Source organism: Arthrobacter gandavensis (assembly GCF_039528575.1).
Taxonomy (GTDB): Bacteria; Actinomycetota; Actinomycetes; order Actinomycetales; family Micrococcaceae; genus Arthrobacter_B; species Arthrobacter_B citreus_B.
Genome location: NZ_BAAALV010000002.1, coordinates 523303 through 540050, shown reverse-complemented (window position 1 = coordinate 540050; position 16748 = coordinate 523303). Strand labels below are relative to the sequence as shown.

The following is a 16748-nucleotide window of genomic DNA, read 5'->3' as shown; positions in this document are numbered from 1 at the left end:
CTTCACGCGGAGTCAGCCAAGCGGATCGCCTCGCTGCGGTTTCGTTGTGTCCATGCTAAATCTGGGGACGGCACGGCTAGGAGAAATCGCCTCCATCACCTGGTGACCGTCGCTGGAGCGAGCCGAGACGAAGGTCGTCGTCATGCGTCGAGGCGGCGGATGAGCGGGCGATCAGGCAATACGTCGACGCGGAGCCAGCCTAGTCTCTAACGCTCGTGAAACGTCACCGCGTCTCAAGCCTCGTTTACGAGGTGTTCTGTGCGTTGCACTCATTCTCGTTGGGGAGATCGTAGGCGAGCCGGCGGGATTTGCTCTGTGGGTTTGTGCAGCCGGCGCAATCCCCAATCGCAATCGCTGATCATATCTTCTTCGCACGTTTGGGGAAGACCAGCTTGTACCCCCAGATGCCGCAGATGAGAATGGCCACCATCACACCGGTGGTGACAAGTCCCTTCCAGTCATTGGGAACGTTTGGCGCGACTAGCGTTATCAGTAATGACAACAATCCTCCGGCCACGATTCCGAGCACGCCCCATGCCCAAGCAGGACCACGTTCCGGGTCTTTGGGACGAATTTCAGCCAAAGCTGCCACTACGTCTGGCACGTCGACGGCGCTCGCCTTTCGTGCTCCGGCGATCTCAACAGCACGGACCCCCACATCCCGTGTGAAGTCGTCCGACATGTTGACGAGGGCATGCTGCGCGTCGTTAAGTACAATCTTGACCGAAGGGTTGGTCTTGAATGCCGCAACGATCGCCTCAGCCGGTCCAGATGAGAAGTTCTCTGGAGCTGCGTCGGTATCGGCATTCGGAATCAGCGCGGCGGAAGTTTGAGTTCCTTCGGTCATGCGTCGCTTCTTCCCGAATCTGTCAGATCGCTCAACTCTGTACGACGTTCGTCCAGCAGCCGACGCAAGGGCGCTAATTCCCGCTCTCCGCGATCATCGTCGAGGTTTGCCAGGAGCATCTCGATCTCCCGGTACTGGATCTCGCGAAGCTCGTTTAGGCCGTGTTGCAGCGCCGCTGACTGCTGTGCGGCCTCATCCTTCTCTAACTCGTTCACCGTATGCACGCTTTTCCACACGAGTTCGATCAGTTCGTGCGTGCCCCGCGTGCTGACCGCAGAAGCGTACCTAAGCTCGGTTTCGCGAAGCCTGATCTCGTCAAGGACGCGTTGATGGCGGCGCTCGTAGCGCTGCCGCAGGAGCATCCAGTAGGCCAGCAGCATAGTAGTCAACACTGACAGCATCGGCAGGAGGACGGTTAGATAATATTCCCAGGTCAGCATGTCCATAACCATACCGGCTGGCATTGGACACCCGTACCGAGCAAACACACCGGCGGTCCTTCTGTTTAAGAGTCCTTTCCTTCCATCGATGATGGACGTCAGGCGGTAGACCAAGTTCTAAAGGACACTCGGGGTCGGACCGTGATAGCTGCGGACCGCGCGAGTGCATCAACCCCAAGATGCGCTAGCACACATTATCGTGATCGTTCCTCTTGTGAGCCGTCTGGCTCACCTCATCGGGCAACTACAATCTTGCTGGCTTTACGGGGCGATGTCGCTCTCTCCAACGATGTCATGCGTGCTGCGAACCATTCGGCCGATCGGCGTATCTAGATCCATCATCCGTGCGTCACGATCGAGGTACCCCAGCAGCGGCGAGATAACTGAGTCCGCAAAGCCGCTCGTCCATGAGGAAACAGTTGCGCCGGCGTGGTCCGAAAACACGCTAGGCACAGTGAGAGTGGGCCAAGCGGAGGGATCAAAGGGCGATCCTGGAAGTCTCCGAACGACCACGGCGCCCTCGCCATCATCAACCTCTAAAGCGCACGCACTCCAGTTACCGAAGTCGCTCACCCATCCCGCGTCTGTGTCTTCCCAAAAACCGACGAGTAACGATGGTTGGTGATCTGTCGCCCCTTCGACGCCAACCGAGGCCAACGCGTCGACGACGCTGAAGAGCCGCTGACGCTCGGCGCGAATCTCTCGCTCGAGCATCTCGGCATCCGGCATGAAAAGCACCGAGCGGAGCCCGGAGTTGTACTCCTTGCCAGCTGCGTCTATGTCGTCAAGTACTGCCGTCAGTGGATGTGGAATCGACGGCTTCGAGCCGTGCTGAGTCACGGTCCTAACGATGTGTTCCTCTCCAGCCAAAAAGCCGCCAGCACGTAGCTGGAGCTCGAGAAGAGGATCGTGAATGTCTGGCCCAAAGCCCGCGATGTCTTGTGTAGACCGCAAGTTGTCAGTGGCAACATCGAACCAGGTCCAGGAGTCAGGCGCTGTCCGCGTGTCAACGATGAAGCGTCGCCGCCCTAGGTTGAGTACTTCAATCTCATCGGTTGTACTGACTGTTCCGAGTGCTTCCGCGTAATGCGCCCGCGAATCCAAAAAGGTGATGATGTCTTCGGGCGTAGGTGCCGAAGTGTTCGCCAGCTTTAGCTTTAGTAATTTTGTCGCCATTCGATAGCGGGCGTGGCGCAGGCGGGGTCGTGGTAGGTCAAGCACTCGGTCGGGTTGCGCACGAGAGGTCACGTCGGTGATGGCAAGCACCGCGCGCTTTGCCTCATCTCTAGCCTCCCGATTGGGGAATTTAGCAGTGAAGCTGAACTGCTGGCCATCAACGGTCACCGTTGCTCCGAGAAATATCGGCTCGCCAGCACTTCCGAGGACGGAAGGATCCCGCAGCATCTCCGTCTCATCCTTATGGGTGACGAGGCTCGATTTGCCCAAAGTAATCATCGCTCCGTCGAAAGAACCGATCACGGGTCGAATAAACCCGTCGAAGGCTGCCGTTGCGAGACGGGGCCTTGGAGTGGCGTGGAAGCGCAGTTGAATCTCACCGAGCAGGGCTGCGTAGTCGGTGTTTTGTCGCACATTGCTGCGCGCGAGGCGGGTGCGACCCACCTCTCCCGTCTCAATCAGGCCTTTCGCTTCGAGTTGGGTCATGGTGGTCAGCGCGTCTATCACTTGCCCTGAACGCGCCTCGGCATGGCGCACCACCTGTCCGATCTCGGCGAAGGGAGCGAGTGTAGAAGCTGGCTCTATCACCTCGATCAGACCCCACAGCAGCGCGATGCCTTCGTCGGGCAGGGCGAGAAGGTCCTGAGTGAGGCTCCCCATAGCGGACATGTCGGCGGCTCTTACGAGAACCGCTGTTGCGGAGGGCACCCACAGCTCAAAATTGCTCCGACCGTCCACCCACGACGACACGTCGGCGAATGCCTTCCCAGCAACATGCTTGCGCGCTTTATCACCGATCCGTTCCCAAATGAAGGTGCGCCGCCGTTCGTGGAACCATGCTGAACCATCCGAGCGGCGGACGAAGATGCCGGACTCAAGCAACGAATCGGTCAAAATGGCCCATTCCAGAACATCGAATCTAAGGTATCGAAGAAGGAAATCGTCGCTCGGTGGGTCAACGAATGGGGCCAGCCGAGCCGCGATCGCTCGAAGATTCTCAGGGATGTTGTTCCAGGACTCGCGCATTAGCGCCTCAAAACCATTCGGAGCGGTGATTCCATCCAGGGATGCACCTGCGCCTGATAACTGGATGGCATCGGCAACGAAGAACGGGTACCCGTTTGAGAGCCGAACAATTGTGTCCCAGCGAGCCGGGGGCACATGACTGGCAATGAGCCACTCCTCGATAGCGGGAGGGGCGAGGGGAAGTAGCTCATGCGGCTCAGCGCCTCGCATCCTCACCTGCTGAATGATCTCGTCGCCCGCCGCATGATGAGGTGTAACACAAGCCACGATCCACACCGGGCCGACACAGGCGTCGACAAGTTCTGCCATAAGCCCGCGATCGGATGGGACGAGGCGCTCGGCGTTATCGAGTCGGAGCACAATTGGTCGATCCACAGCTTGGCTGAATTCTGCAGCTATATCGCACAATTCTTTCGCGCGATCAGGAACTCGGATCGACGCTAGTTGATCGTCAAAGCCTAAAATCCCCCCCTTGGAAACGTCACCAAGCACTTTTCGACCAATTTCGACGACTTCTTCGCCGAGCTTCGACTCGGCATAGGTAAGAACGCGTGCGAAGACTGCACGACCAATTTCACCGCCTGTGATCGTCTTCGCTCGATCCCCAACGGATTTCACGATGGTCCAAGCGGTGCGCGCGTCTGGCTCATCGGTCAGGTACTGCGACATGCAATCACTAATCGCGTCGGCGAGAGCTGTCTGCAATGAACCCTCGACCGACTTCAGAACGATTGGGCTTGATACCAGGGGTGAACCCGGCCAAGTTGTCAGACTCGAGAGAAAACTCGACTTCCCGATGCCGGAATCACCTACGACGAGCACGAACCCAGCAGGCGTTGCCATTATGGTGTCCCGCTCGCTCTCGCGACCATATAAGCAGATCTCACTCATGGCTTACATTGTCCCCCCAGGGCTCCAAAAGCTGTTTTAGGCACGCGAAGTTACCGCGCAATAGCCCGGGCGAGCAACATTATCGAGCGATCCACTACGTGCTGTATTTGATCTGAGGCGCAGGGTGGCGCCCCGAACTGGAGTGAGCCGTCACGTTCCCGGGCATACTAATAGGGGTGTCATCGCCGCCCGACGGGCGAGATGAACAAGATACCCTACAAGCGCCATATTTACGCGGGTCCGATGCGGAGCTTCCAAAAACAACGGGTGCCACAACCCCGAGATGTGCTACGAAAACCCGCTGTACATGGCTGAAGAAGCCGCCGCAACGGACCTGATCAGCGGGGGCAGGCTGCAGCTCGGCATCAGCCGGGGATCCCCCGAGCCTGCGCTCCGCGGCGCTGAATCGTTCGGCTACGTGCCCGGCGACGGACAGACCGACGCGGACATGGCCCGCCACCACACCGAGATCTTCCGTGCCGCCATCACCGGCCGCGGCATGGCGCCCGCGAACCCGCAGATGACCGGGCACACCGGTCTGCTGCCGATCGAGCCCCAGTCCCCCGGTCTCCGTGACCGGATCTGGTGGGGTTCAGGCACCCGGGCGACGGCAAAGTGGACCGGCGAACAGGGCATGAACCTGATGAGCTCCACCCTGCTCACCGAGGACACCGGCGTTCCATTCGACGAACTGCAGGCCGAGCAGATCCATGCCTATCACGAGGCGTGGAAGGCCGCCGGGCACCCCGGGCAGGGCAAGGTCTCCGTCAGCCGCAGCGTCATCCCGCTGGTCAGCGACCAGGACCGGCGCTACTTCGGTCTCCGCGCACAGGCAGATGCCAAGGACCAGGTGGGCCGCCTCGAAGGCGGGCTGGCTCGGTTCGGGCGCAGCTACGTCGGCGAGCCGGATGTCATCGCCAAGGAACTGGCCGACGACGCCGCCGTCCAGCTTGCTGACACCGTGCTGGTCACCGTGCCGAACCAGCTCGGCGTCGACTACAACGCGGCGCTGCTGGAGAACATCGTCAAGCTTGTGGCGCCCGACGCCGGCTGGAGGTAAACGACCGGTTCACTGGGAGACTCCAGTGAGGGCGGCGGCGATGACTGCGCCGGCGCCGTCTTGGATCTGACCGTTGAAGCGTACCGCGTTGATCCGTTCGAGCGGTTCGTCGAGGGGCACCGTGCGCGGTTCGCCGTCGCAGGTCAGCGCGGGGGGACCGATGACCTCCCAAGAGGACTCTGCGCGCACGAGCAGACCGAAGGTAGCTTCGCCGCCGCCGAAACAGACTGCGCGGATGCCGTCGACGCGTACCTCCGACGGGTAGTCCAGCGTTATGCCTTCCCCGTCCAACGGGACTTCATCGTCCTGCGTTGCGCGCAGAGTGCCAGCGCCGAGGAAGTCCCCACTCTTCCTAACAGTCTCGATGAAGGCGTCCGCCTGTGCCTGAGCGGCCCCCCAATCAGGTTCCGGCGGTGATGTGCAGGACGCCAGCCCGACCGCGAGCGTGGCAGGAATGACGAGCAGGTATCGGCGTCGGCGCATGGCAGGGAGCCTAACACTGGCACGGTCCAGGCCTTCGACGGCGAATGCGCGGCGTCCTACAAATCCACATAGCAGAAACTGCCCGTTTGAGCCTCCAAACGGGCAGTTTCTGCTATGTGGATGGGTGGGGAGGGAGGAGGGCAGGCTACTTCTTGCGCCCGAACACCAGCGACGCGAGCGCGGTAGCCGCAGTCACCGTGTAGACCGACGGCCAGGCACCAAGCTTCTTGGCCAGCGGATGGGAGAGTCCAAAGGCGGCCACGTAGGTGGTGGTGAGGGCGACGGCGGTGCCGGTGCCGGCGTCGCGCTTCCAGACCGCGAACGCAGCAGCCCCTGCTGCGGCGAGGACGGCTCCCCCGAGCTGGCGGTTTCCGGTGTCGCGGGCGGTCTTGTAGCCGCCGATCAGGCCGGCGGAAGTGATGAGCGGGGTCAGCAAAGATGCCACGGTTTTCTCCTTCGATTGGACTGCTCCCAGCCTAACCCCGCTCATCGAGAGGCCAGTTACGGCTCCTTAGCCCCTCAAAACAGCCGTAACTGGCCTCTCGGCCGTTGGGGGGAAGCGGGGACTGATTCAGTTCGGACCCCTACCTATCTGCGGCACGGCGGCGTTTACTGGAACCCTCCAAACCGCAACCACAAAGGAGTGGAGATGGCTGATTCTGCACTGGAGACCGGCGTCGAAACCTGGCTGGACGCCTTCAGCACTGCGCTGACCGGGAGGGACACCACGGCCGCCGCGGAACTGTTCGAACAAGACGGGCTCTGGCGGGATTTCGTGTCCTTCACCTGGAACCTGAAAACGTTGGAGGGCCGCCGGGAAATCTCGGACATGCTGGATACGGTCCTCGATGACGTCCAGCCCGCCAACTGGCAGCTCACCGAGCAGCCAACCGCGGCAGACGGCGTGACCGAGGCATGGATCAGCTTCGAAACGGCTGCCTCCCGGGGATGGGGCCATCTGCGCCTGCGGGACGGCAAGGCGTGGACGCTGCTAACCACCATGCAGGAGCTGAAGGGCTTCGAGGAGCAGAAGGGCACCAACCGTCCCAAGGGTGTGGAGCACACGGTGGAACGCGGCCGGAAATCCTGGCTCGAGCAGAAACAGGACCACCAGGACCGGCTGGGCTATGAGGACCAGCCGTACTGCGTAATCGTCGGCGGCGGTCAGGGCGGCATCGGACTGGCGGCTCGGCTGCGGCGGCTGAACGTTCCCACCATCGTGATCGAGCGGAATGAGAACGCCGGCGACTCCTGGCGCAAACGGTACAAGTCCCTCGCCCTGCATGACCCGGTCTGGTACGACCATCTTCCGTACCTGAAGTTCCCCGATGACTGGCCGGTTTTCGCACCCAAGGACAAGATCGGCGATTGGCTGGAGCACTACACCGCGCTCATGGAGCTGGGCTACTGGTCCGGCACCGAGTGCCTGGGCGCCCGGTACGACGACGACGCCGGCACCTGGGAACTGCGGGTCCGCCGCCGCGGCGAGGACGTGACACTCCGCCCGCAGCAGCTCGTCTTCGCCCTCGGAGTCTCCGGCTACCCCAACGTCCCCGAGTTCGAAGGGGCCAACGCGTTCCTCGGCGAGCAGTACCACTCCTCCAAGTACCCCGGCGGCGGCGACCAGACCGGCAAGAAGGCCCTGATCATCGGATCCAACAACTCGGCCCATGACATCGCGGCGGATCTCTGGGAACACGGTGCGGATGTGACCATGCTGCAGCGTTCCTCCACGCACATTGTCCGCAGCGACTCACTGATGGAATTCGCCCTTGGAGACCTGTATTCCGAACGTGCCCTGGCCGCCGGCACCACCACGGAGAAGGCGGACATGCTCTTCGCCTCGCTCCCCTACCGGATCCTGCCCGACGCCCAGATCCCCATCTACGAGAGAATCGCCGAACACGACGCCGGTTTCTATGACCAGCTCCGCGAGGCGGGGTTCAACCTGGACTTCGGTGAAGACGGTTCCGGCCTGTTCCTGAAATACCTCCGCCGCGGCTCCGGCTATTACATCGACGTAGGCGCCTCCCAGCTGATGATTGACGGACGGGTGAAGCTGAAGCAGGGCCAGGTTTCCAAGCTCACCGGCAACGGTGCGGTGCTCGACGACGGCACGGAGCTGGACGCGGACGTCATCATCTACGCCACCGGCTACGGGTCCATGAACAACTGGCTCGCGGACCTAATCTCACCGGAGGTGGCCGACCAGGTGGGCAAGTGCTGGGGCTACGGCTCCGGCACCACGAAGGACCCGGGTCCGTGGGAGGGCGAGCTGAGGAACATGTGGAAGCCGACCAACGTGGACAACCTCTGGATCCACGGCGGCAACCTGCACCAGAGCCGGCACTACTCGATCTTCCTGGCCCTCCAGCTCAAGGCGCGGATGGAAGGCCTGCCCACCCCGGTCTACGGGCTGCAGGAGGTGCACCACCGGCGGTAGACATCCCTGCGGTTTCGGGAAGGCATTGAACCCGGTCCGGGACGGGCCAAGAATGGGAGCAGACCCTCCCGAGTGCTTTCCCGTCCCGGTCCGGACGGCCGGGCTTGTCCCCAGGCGGTGGACCATGAACCCAGTTACAGCCTCAACAGCACCGGCCGTTCCTTGGCCGCAGCCCGATTCCAGTCTCTACCCCGCCCTGGCGGATGCCATCGCAGGCACGGTGACGCTGCCCGGAGACCCGGCCTATGACACCGGGCGCCGGGTCTGGAACGGAATGGTGGACGTGCAGCCGGCCGCCGTCATCCGGGCGCTCACCCCTGCCGACGTCGCACCCGTCCTCGCGTTCGCGCGCCGGACCGGGCAGCCGCTGGCAGTACGCGGCGGCGGGCACAACGTGGCAGGCAACGGAACCGTGGACGGCGGCATAGTGCTCGACGTCGGCGGGCTGCGCAGCGTGGAAGTCGATCCGATTGCGCAAACCGTGACGGCCGGCGGCGGCGCGACATTGGGCGACATCGACCTGGCGACGGAGCCGTTCGGGCTGGCCGTTCCGCTGGGCGTCGTGTCGCGCACCGGCGTCGCCGGCCTGGCCCTGGGCGGCGGCGTGGGGTGGCTGACCCGCTCGCACGGACTGAGCGTTGACAACATTCTGGGCGCCGACGTCGTGCTCGCGGACGGCACCGCCGTCCACGCCTCGGCCGGCGAGGAACCGGAACTTTTCTGGGGGCTGCGCGGCGGAGGCGGGAACTTCGGCGTCGTTACCTCGCTGACCTTCCAGGCCTGGCCGCTGCCGCAGGAGGTCTACAGCGGCAACCTCATCTACACAGCGGACCGCTTCGAGAACGCGCTGCATGCCTTCTCCGCGTGGAGCGCAGACGTTCCGGATGAACTCACCACTATCGTGTCCTTCCTGGTGCCGCCGCCGGAATGGGAGCAGGGAGATCAGCCGATCATGGCGGTCGGCTTCGCCTGGGCGGGAGAGGACCAGGAGGCGGCCGCCGCCGTGGTGGACCGGCTGCGGGATCTGGCCGTCCCGGATGCCGAACTGGTACAGCCGGTGCCGTGGCTGGACTGGCAGTCGGCCGTGGATGGCCTGTTTCCGCACGGCTCTCGCGCCTACTGGAAGAACACGTCCTTCAACGCGCTGGACGCCGGGCTCATCGATGTCCTGGCCCGGCGTGCACGGGAACAGTCCTGGCGCGGCACCGGGTTCGACCTGCACCACATGGGCGGCGCGTTCGGCAGGATCCCGGAGGAGGCGACGTCGTTCCCGGTCCGCGACGCGCGTTACTGGCTGAACGTCTACGGCTTCTGGACCGACCCGGCAAACGACGTGCACCACACCGCATTTGTCCGCGGAGTGGCAGCGGACGCGGAACCCTTCAGCGGCGGCGGCCAGTACGTGAACTTTATGGGCGCTGAGAATCCTGCCTCAGCCGCACCGGATGTGTACTCCGGCGAAAAGCTTGCCCGGCTCGCCGCGCTGAAACAGGCAGTCGATCCGGGCAACCTTTTCCGGCGCAACCACAACATCGCCCCGGGTGCCGCGTAAATGCGCGGCCGGCGGTGAGCTCAGCGCCAGTAGTTGTTGGCTGCCGCGATGGTGGCGAACTCGATGGCCACCACGTGCGAGGACGCGATCAGTTCTTCCGGGTCCGTCGTGTACACATCACGGCCCGCCTTAAGGACCTTCTCGTCCGGCTGGATGGCATAAATGCTGTGCAGCGCCAGTTCCAGGGCCAGTTTGCGGCCCTCCTCCGGCGAAGCGGTCAGAAGGGTGTTTCCCGGAATGAGTTCCATGCTGCACCTGGTTTCGTGTAGGTCGGTCAACAAACCCCTCTTCCACGATTCCAGCCGCGCCGGCATTTGGGAACGCCGGCGCGGAGATTCGCCCCGGCGCCTATGCCTCCGGGGTGCTGCCCCCGGCGGTACGGTAGCTCCACAGTTCGGCGCTGACACCCACCGGTTTGCGGCGTTCGGCGTCGGCTCCTTCGCCGTGTCCGTGTCCGTGCCCGAAGTTCTTTGACGCGACCCAGTCCTGGAAGGACTTCTCATCCCGCCAGCGGGTAAGGACCAGCCAGGTGTTCCGGCCGTCCGTTGGTTCCAGGAGCTCAAAGCCTTCGAACCCGTCCTGGTTGTCCACAGCGCCGGCACGTGCGGCAAAGCGGCGGGCCAGTTCGTCACCGGAGTCCGCGGGAACAGTGATCGCGTTGATTTTGATGATGGTCATGCCCCCATTATGGCTGCCGGTCCTGACCGCAAACCGGACTAGGCTTGGGCACCATGAGAACGGACTTCGATCCCGCCGAAATGGGCGGCCGCAGCTTCTACCGCCTGCTGACTTCCGTGGTGGTCCCGCGGCCTATTGCCTGGGTATCCACCGTGTCCCCTGACGGCGTGGAGAACCTGGCCCCGCATTCCTTCTTCACTATCGCCTCGGTCAACCCGCCGGTGGTCTCCTTCACCTCGGTGGGCGAGAAGGATTCGCTGCGCAACATCCGGGAAACGGGCGAGTTTGTCATCAGCCTGGCGCCGGAGGACATGTTCGAAGCCGTCAACGCCACCGGCACCGGTTTCGCTGCCGACGTCAGCGAGTTCGACGCCGCAGGGATCACCCGTGAGGCCAGCGCCACCGTGCGTCCACCCCGGGTTGCCGGTTCACCGGTGGCCCTGGAATGCCGGCTGCACGAGATCCATCCCGTGGGTGACTGCTTTGTGGTCTACGGCGAAATCACCCGGGCCGCCATCAGCACGGAAACGCTCGACGGCGACTCTCACCCGCGCATCGAGGCCCTGCGCCCGCTCTCCCGGCTGGGCCTCAACGAATGGGGAACCATCGGAGAGGTCCGGGAAATCACCCGGATTCCGGCTGGCGAATGGCCCGGCCACTACCGCAGGGCTTAGGGCCCTGCGGTAGTGGCCGGCGGGTGTCTTCCGGAGTGAGAAGGCTGACGTTCGGCCCTATGCCGGAACCCGTGCACGGTGCTCTGCGTTGGTAACTGGAGATTGTCCTGCCACCATCGGCGCGGTGCCGGCAGCCTGCGGCGCCCCGGATTGTTATATCCCCGATGAGGCCGCGCGCCCACAAATCAGTAGACTTATAGACGGTGTGCATCGCCGCCGCAAGAGCATCCGCCAGAAAACATCTGAAGCGCTTGATAAAAAGCGCAGGAGGAGCAACTGGGAATGACCGCCATACAAGGCGCAGGTACAGACGAAGACGCACAATCCAAAGCCGCCAAGGCTGAGGTCCCCGGGAAAGTAGACCGGGAACCTCCCGCTGACGACGTGCAGCCTGGAACAGGCATTGCCCGCTGGGTGTTCTGGCCGGCCGCCAGCATTATTGTGGTTTTCGCGCTCTTCGCCATCATCTTTCCGGGGACGGCAACCGAAATGTTCAATTCGGTGCAGAGCAACGTCATCCGCTGGTTCGGCTGGTACTACGTCGCCGCCATCGCCATTTTCGTGGTGTTCGCCCTGTGGATCGGATTAAGCCGGTACGGGGACATCAAGCTCGGCAAGGACGACGATGAGCCTGAGTTCTCCCTGCGGTCCTGGTTCTCCCTGCTGTTCGCCGCGGGCATGGGCATTGGCCTGGTGTTCTTCGGCGTTGCAGAACCGCTGAACCACTTCGCAGCCCCGCGTCCGGGAGTGGAGGGCACCCCGATCCAGCTGGCCCAGCAGGCGCTGACCCAGACCTATCTGCACTGGGGCCTGCATGCCTGGGCGATCTACGTCGTCGTCGGCGTCTCCATTGCCTATGCCGTGCACCGCCGTGGCCGGCCCATCTCCATCCGCTGGACCCTGGAGCCGCTGCTGGGCAAGCGCCGGGTCTCCGGAGGCTGGGGCAACCTGATCGACGTCGTTGCCCTCGTCGGAACGCTCTTCGGCGTGGCAACGTCGCTGGGCCTGGGCGTGCTGCAGATTTCGGCCGGGCTGGAAGAGGCCAACATCCTCCAGGCCACGCAGATGACGCAGGTGGGCCTGATCCTGGGCATCACCACCCTCACCATCGCCTCGCTTATCTCCGGCGTGGGCAAGGGCATGAAGTGGCTCTCCAATATCAACCTGGCGCTGGCCGGCCTGCTGTTGCTGTTCGTGCTGTTCGCCGGCCCCACCCTGTTCCTGCTGCGCGAATTCGTGCAGTCGATCGGCAACTACCTCCAGAACGTCATTGGCCTGACCTTCAATACGCTGGCATTCTCCGGCGCGGAAGGTGAGGCCTGGCAGGCCGCCTGGACCACCTTCTACTGGGGCTGGTGGATTTCCTGGGCACCGTTCGTGGGCATCTTTATTGCCCGTGTGTCCAAGGGACGCACAGTCAGGCAGTTCGTTGCCGGCGTCCTGCTGGTTCCCAGCATCGTCGGGTTCCTGTGGTTCTCCGTCCTGGGCGGCACGGCTATTTACCGTGAACTGTTCGGTGACGGCGGCCTGGTGGGCGCCGACGGCACGGTAGACACGGAAGGCTCGCTCTTTGGCATGCTGGGGGGCCTGCCCGGCGGCACGGCGCTGACGATCGGCGCGATCGTGCTGATCGCGATCTTCTTCATCACTTCCGCCGACTCCGGCGCCCTGGTCACGGGCATGCTCTCCACCGGCGGCGACGTGGAACCGAAGAACTGGATCCGGATCTTCTGGGCCCTGTCCGCGGCCGCAGTTGCGATTGCGCTGCTGCTCGCCAACGGCCTGGAAGCCATCCAGACAGCAGCCATCCTCACGGCTGTTCCGTTCAGCGTGGTGATCCTGCTGATGTGCGTTGCCACCGCCAAGGCCTTCCATCAGGAACACGAGACCCTGATGCGGGCACAGCGGAAGATTGCGCGTGACGAGCTGACCGCCCACGTGACGGAGCAGGTCCAGGACAGCATGCAGGAGCAGTACGAGGACCAGATGGCTGACCAGGTGGATGCAGCAGTGAAGAAGCAGTGGCGGCGGACTGCCGGGGCCCACAAGGCCCCCAAACCCTGACATTCCCCTGCAGCTTCCCGCATAAAACGGAAGAGGCCCCGCACCGGACGGTGCAGGGCCTCTTCCGTTTTAAGCGGCAAAAGCCGGGATTACCCGTACTAGTCCAGCAGCTCCCGCAGGACCGGGTAGGAGGACTGTGCACCCTCCCGCGTAGCAGCAAGCGCACCGGCACGGGCAGCGAACCGGGCCGCGTCGGCAAGGCTATCCCCCGCAGCCAGCCGCGCCGCGGTGGCGGCCGTGAAGGCATCCCCGCAGCCTGTGGTGTCCACAGCGCTCACCTTCGTTGGTGCAACAGCCACCACGCGCCCCTCGCCGGAGGCAGTTCCATCAAGTACGACGGCGCCGTCCCCGCCGAGGGTGATGATGGTCCGGCGCACGCCCAGCGCGTCCAGGGCAGCGAGAACCGCTTCCCAGTCCGCAGCAGGGTCGGCCAGTCCCGTTACCAGGGCGGCCTCGTGCGCGTTCAGCAGCAGCACATCCGTCAGCTCCAGCAGCTCCGCCGGGACCTCGCGGTAAGGCGAAAGGTTCAGCAGCACCTGGGCGCCGGCGTCGTGCCCTGCCCGCGCCGCAGCGGTAACCGCTTCGAGCGGAACCTCCAGGCTCAGCGTGAGCACGGCAGCGCCGTCGAACAGGTCCGCCGGCAGCTCGGTTCCGGTCACCGTTCCGTTGGCTCCGGGGGACACAATGATCGTGTTTTCACCGGAGGCGTCCACAACGATCATGGCCGTGCCCGTGGCGGTGCCGGCGCGGCGCAGCACGCGGGACGCGTCCACGCCGGCACCGGCCGCCGCCTCAAGCAGCAGGTCCCCGTTACCATCGGCGCCCACGGCGCCGAACAGGCGCACGTCCGCGCCGAGGATCGCCGCGGCGGCGGCCTGGTTGGCGCTCTTGCCGCCGGGGACGATCACCAGCTCAGATCCGTTGAGGGTCTCCCCCGGGGAGGGGAAACGCTCAGTGCGCACGGTCAGGTCCGCGTTGAGCGACCCTACAACTACGACTTTTCCTGCAGGCATGCGGGATTCTCCTTGGGAACGGTCTGGCGTCAGCGGTCAGCCGGTGCGTCGGCTGACACTTCGGCGGCGACCGGCTTGGGGATAAGGAAGGACGCGGCGAGGGCCAGCACCAGGATGACCAGACCGGCAACAATACCGCCGTAGTAGCCTCCGGCACCGCCGTCGGCCGGCGTGGTGGCCGTCTTGACTGCGTAGATCACGGCGAAGCTCAGGCCGGCACCCAGGTTGAACGCGCCGGCGTTGAGGCCGGGCAGGAAGCCCGGGTTCTCCTTGGGCGAGAGCACAATCCCGAGGCCGTTGAGCATGATGTTGCCAATGCCGGCGTACGTGACGCCGATCAGCAGGGACACACCCAGCAGGCCCAGCTTCGAATCGCTGCCAACCACCAGGAGCACCAGTGTCAGGCCGATGACGGAACCGATCATGCCGATGCGCAGCACCTTGCCGTAACCCCAGGTTGCGGCAAGGCGGCCGGCGATGGGGCCCACGATCAGGCCCGCGAGGGCGTACGGCGTGAGGGTCCACCAGGCGGATTCCTCGGCACCCATGCCGAAGCCGATGACGCCGTCCTGCGCCAGTGCGGGGATGATGCCGTTCATGACGGCGAAGACGCCGGTCATGGTCAGCAGCGTGGTCAGCAGCAGGGCCCAGGTGGAGCGCTGCTTCAGGTGGTAGGTGGCGACCAGCGGCTGTTCGGTGCGGTTCTCCACCTTCCAGAAAACGGCGAACGCGACAACAGCAACGACAATCAGGCCAATTACCAGCGGCCAGTTGGCGTCCGCCAGCTTGCCGGCCTCGTTGAAGGCGGTCAGCAGGGTGCCCACCGATATGACCAGCGGCACGACGCCGACCCAGTCCATCTTTTCCTTCTTCTCGGCCGTGGATTCAGGTGCCAGGAAAAGCAGCAGCGCGGTGGCGACGGCGCCAACGGCGGCCATGGCCCAGAAGACCGAGGCGAAGCCGTGGTTCTGCGCCAGGTAGCCTCCGGCGATGGCGTCAACGCCGGCAATGCCGCCGTTGACGGCGGTGATGACGCCCATCAGCGTGCCGTAGAGCTTCGCGTCGCGGATTTCAACGCGCAGCATGATCAGCGTCAGCGGGACCACGGGTCCGGAGACGCCCTGGATCAGGCGGGCGATGAAGAGGACCTCGATGCTCGGGGCAAGGGCAGCCACGACGGAACCGATGGTCAGGACCACCAGCATTCCGGCAAGGACCTTCTTGCGGCCGATGATGTCACCCAGCCGGGGCAGGAACAGGGAGAACAGTGCTGCGGCGGTGAAGAACGCCGTCTGCGTCAGGCCCACGGCAGCAGAAGTGGTGTTCAGTTCCTCTTCGATGGTGACCAGGGCCGGGGAGAGCATGGAAGCGTTGAGCTGGAACGCCACGCAGGCGGCCAGCAGTGCTGCCATGAGGGCACCTACATTGACGCGGCGCTGGGTAGTCTCGCTCACAGGTCCACCTCACCGATGCGCTCGAGGGCGTCCACGACCAGGCCCCAGAACTTGTCCTGGTCCAGTTCCATGGCGACGGAGGTGTTGCAGTCCGCCGGAGCCGGGGCCCGGAAGTCAGCCACGGTCATGCCGAGGGTGAGCGTGCCGGTCAGCTCCACGTCCAGCGGTACGCGCTGGGTGGTCATCACGGACGGGTCGATCACGTAGGCGACGGCACAGGGGTCGTGCACCGGCGGGAAGTCGAAGCCCTGGGCGTCCTTGTAGGTGTGCCCGAAGAATTCGAGCAGTTCACCAACGAACTTGGCGGGCTTGGTGCCAACCGCGGCGATGCGCTCGGCTACCTCGTCCGTTGCCAGAGCCTGGTGGGTCAGGTCCAGGCCCACCATGGTCAGCGGCCACTTCTCGTTGAAGACGATGTGGGCAGCTTCGGGATCAATCTTGATGTTGAACTCGGCCACTGCGGACCAGTTGCCCACGTGGTAGCCGCCGCCCATCAGCACGACTTCCTTCACCCGCTCAGCCAGGCGCGGTTCCTTGCGCACGGCCATGGCGATGTTGGTCAGCCCGCCGGTGGGAACCAGCGTGACGGTGCCGGGCTCGTGGGACATCACGGTGTCGATGATGAGGTCCACAGCATGGCGGGAATCCAGTTCGACGGTCGGCTCGGGCAGCTCGGGGCCGTCCATGCCGGAATCGCCGTGGATGTCCGGAGCGTTTTCGATGGTGCGTACCAGTGGCCGGTCGCAGCCTGCGGCGAACGGAACACCTGTGATATTTGCGACACGCGCAATCGCCAGCGCGTTACGGGTTACCTTCTCCAGGGTCTGGTTTCCGACGACGGTGGTAACCGCCAAGAGCTCGATCTCCGGGCTGCCGTGTGCCAGCAGCAGGGCGACCGCATCATCGTGGCCGGGATCGCAGTCCAGGATGATTTTGTGGGGCATTGC

At 64.0% G+C, this 16748-nt stretch carries 14 protein-coding genes and 1 pseudogene; 5 read left to right on the top strand and 10 right to left on the bottom strand.

The window, feature by feature from the left end; all coding sequences use genetic code 11:
* Positions 1–358: 358 nt before the first annotated feature.
* From ABFX29_RS05765 to ABFX29_RS05755, 3 genes are all read right to left on the bottom strand, one after another.
* A complete protein-coding gene (locus ABFX29_RS05765) occupies positions 359–847 on the bottom strand; it encodes a hypothetical protein (protein ID WP_152225649.1) in 489 nt (162 codons plus the stop codon).
* Complete coding sequence (locus ABFX29_RS05760) at positions 844–1287, bottom strand: hypothetical protein (protein WP_152225647.1); 444 nt, start codon at positions 1285–1287, stop codon at positions 844–846. Before ABFX29_RS05760 ends, ABFX29_RS05765 begins: the two co-directional genes overlap by 4 nt.
* Positions 1288–1548: 261 nt before the next feature.
* Positions 1549–4380 carry a hypothetical protein gene (locus ABFX29_RS05755; RefSeq protein ID WP_152225645.1) on the bottom strand — a complete coding sequence of 944 codons (2832 nt, stop codon included), beginning with the start codon at positions 4378–4380 and terminating at the stop codon, positions 1549–1551.
* Positions 4381–4660: 280 nt separating this feature from the next.
* On the opposite strand from ABFX29_RS05755, the pseudogene ABFX29_RS05750 reads away from it, so the two are divergent.
* A pseudogene (locus tag ABFX29_RS05750) lies at positions 4661–5440 on the top strand (LLM class flavin-dependent oxidoreductase); the annotation flags it as partial.
* A gap of 9 nt (positions 5441–5449) precedes the next feature.
* On the opposite strand, the gene ABFX29_RS05745 reads toward ABFX29_RS05750, so the two are convergent.
* Both ABFX29_RS05745 and ABFX29_RS05740 read right to left on the bottom strand, forming a co-directional pair.
* On the bottom strand, positions 5450–5923 hold the full coding sequence (locus ABFX29_RS05745; RefSeq protein ID WP_152225641.1) for a hypothetical protein: 474 nt from the start codon (positions 5921–5923) through the stop codon (positions 5450–5452).
* A gap of 145 nt (positions 5924–6068) precedes the next feature.
* The gene (locus tag ABFX29_RS05740) at positions 6069–6368 is read right to left on the bottom strand and encodes a hypothetical protein (RefSeq protein WP_152225639.1); all 300 of its coding nucleotides are present in this window, start codon (positions 6366–6368) and stop codon (positions 6069–6071) included.
* Positions 6369–6572: 204 nt separating this feature from the next.
* Here ABFX29_RS05740 and ABFX29_RS05735 point away from each other — a divergent pair, with 204 nt between their 5' ends.
* Entirely contained in the window at positions 6573–8366 is a 1794-nt protein-coding gene (locus ABFX29_RS05735) for a flavin-containing monooxygenase (protein WP_152225637.1), read from the top strand.
* Between the two features lie 124 nt (positions 8367–8490).
* Positions 8491–9918, top strand: coding sequence for an FAD-binding oxidoreductase (locus ABFX29_RS05730; RefSeq protein WP_152225636.1), 1428 nt, complete (start codon positions 8491–8493; stop codon positions 9916–9918).
* Between the two features lie 20 nt (positions 9919–9938).
* On the opposite strand, the gene ABFX29_RS05725 is transcribed toward ABFX29_RS05730, so the two are convergent.
* Both ABFX29_RS05725 and ABFX29_RS05720 read right to left on the bottom strand, forming a co-directional pair.
* Entirely contained in the window at positions 9939–10166 is a 228-nt protein-coding gene (locus ABFX29_RS05725) for a hexameric tyrosine-coordinated heme protein (RefSeq protein ID WP_152225634.1), read from the bottom strand.
* Positions 10167–10266: 100 nt separating this feature from the next.
* Positions 10267–10596, bottom strand: a complete 330-nt coding sequence (locus tag ABFX29_RS05720) for an antibiotic biosynthesis monooxygenase family protein (protein WP_152225631.1) — start codon at positions 10594–10596, stop codon at positions 10267–10269.
* Positions 10597–10649: 53 nt separating this feature from the next.
* Between ABFX29_RS05720 and ABFX29_RS05715 the strand changes: the two genes are divergently transcribed.
* Together ABFX29_RS05715 and ABFX29_RS05710 are read left to right on the top strand one after the other, a co-directional pair.
* Positions 10650–11270, top strand: coding sequence for a flavin reductase family protein (locus ABFX29_RS05715; protein ID WP_152225629.1), 621 nt, complete (start codon positions 10650–10652; stop codon positions 11268–11270).
* Between the two features lie 282 nt (positions 11271–11552).
* Positions 11553–13334, top strand: a complete 1782-nt coding sequence (locus tag ABFX29_RS05710) for a BCCT family transporter (protein WP_152225627.1) — start codon at positions 11553–11555, stop codon at positions 13332–13334.
* Between the two features lie 98 nt (positions 13335–13432).
* On the opposite strand, the gene ABFX29_RS05705 is transcribed toward ABFX29_RS05710, so the two are convergent.
* Genes ABFX29_RS05705 through uriH form a run of 3 tightly spaced genes read right to left on the bottom strand, consistent with a single transcriptional unit; the run spans position 13433 to position 16745 of the window.
* Positions 13433–14347: a ribokinase gene (locus tag ABFX29_RS05705; RefSeq protein ID WP_152225625.1), complete on the bottom strand. Its 915-nt coding sequence runs from the start codon at positions 14345–14347 to the stop codon at positions 13433–13435.
* 29 nt (positions 14348–14376) lie between these two features.
* Entirely contained in the window at positions 14377–15801 is a 1425-nt protein-coding gene (uriT, locus tag ABFX29_RS05700; protein ID WP_455550989.1) for a uridine transporter UriT, read from the bottom strand.
* Positions 15798–16745 (bottom strand): uridine-preferring nucleoside hydrolase UriH, encoded by a 948-nt coding sequence (uriH, locus tag ABFX29_RS05695; RefSeq protein ID WP_152225623.1) that lies wholly within the window; start codon positions 16743–16745, stop codon positions 15798–15800. Before uriH ends, uriT begins: the two co-directional genes overlap by 4 nt.
* Between the last annotated feature and the right edge of the window lie 3 nt (positions 16746–16748).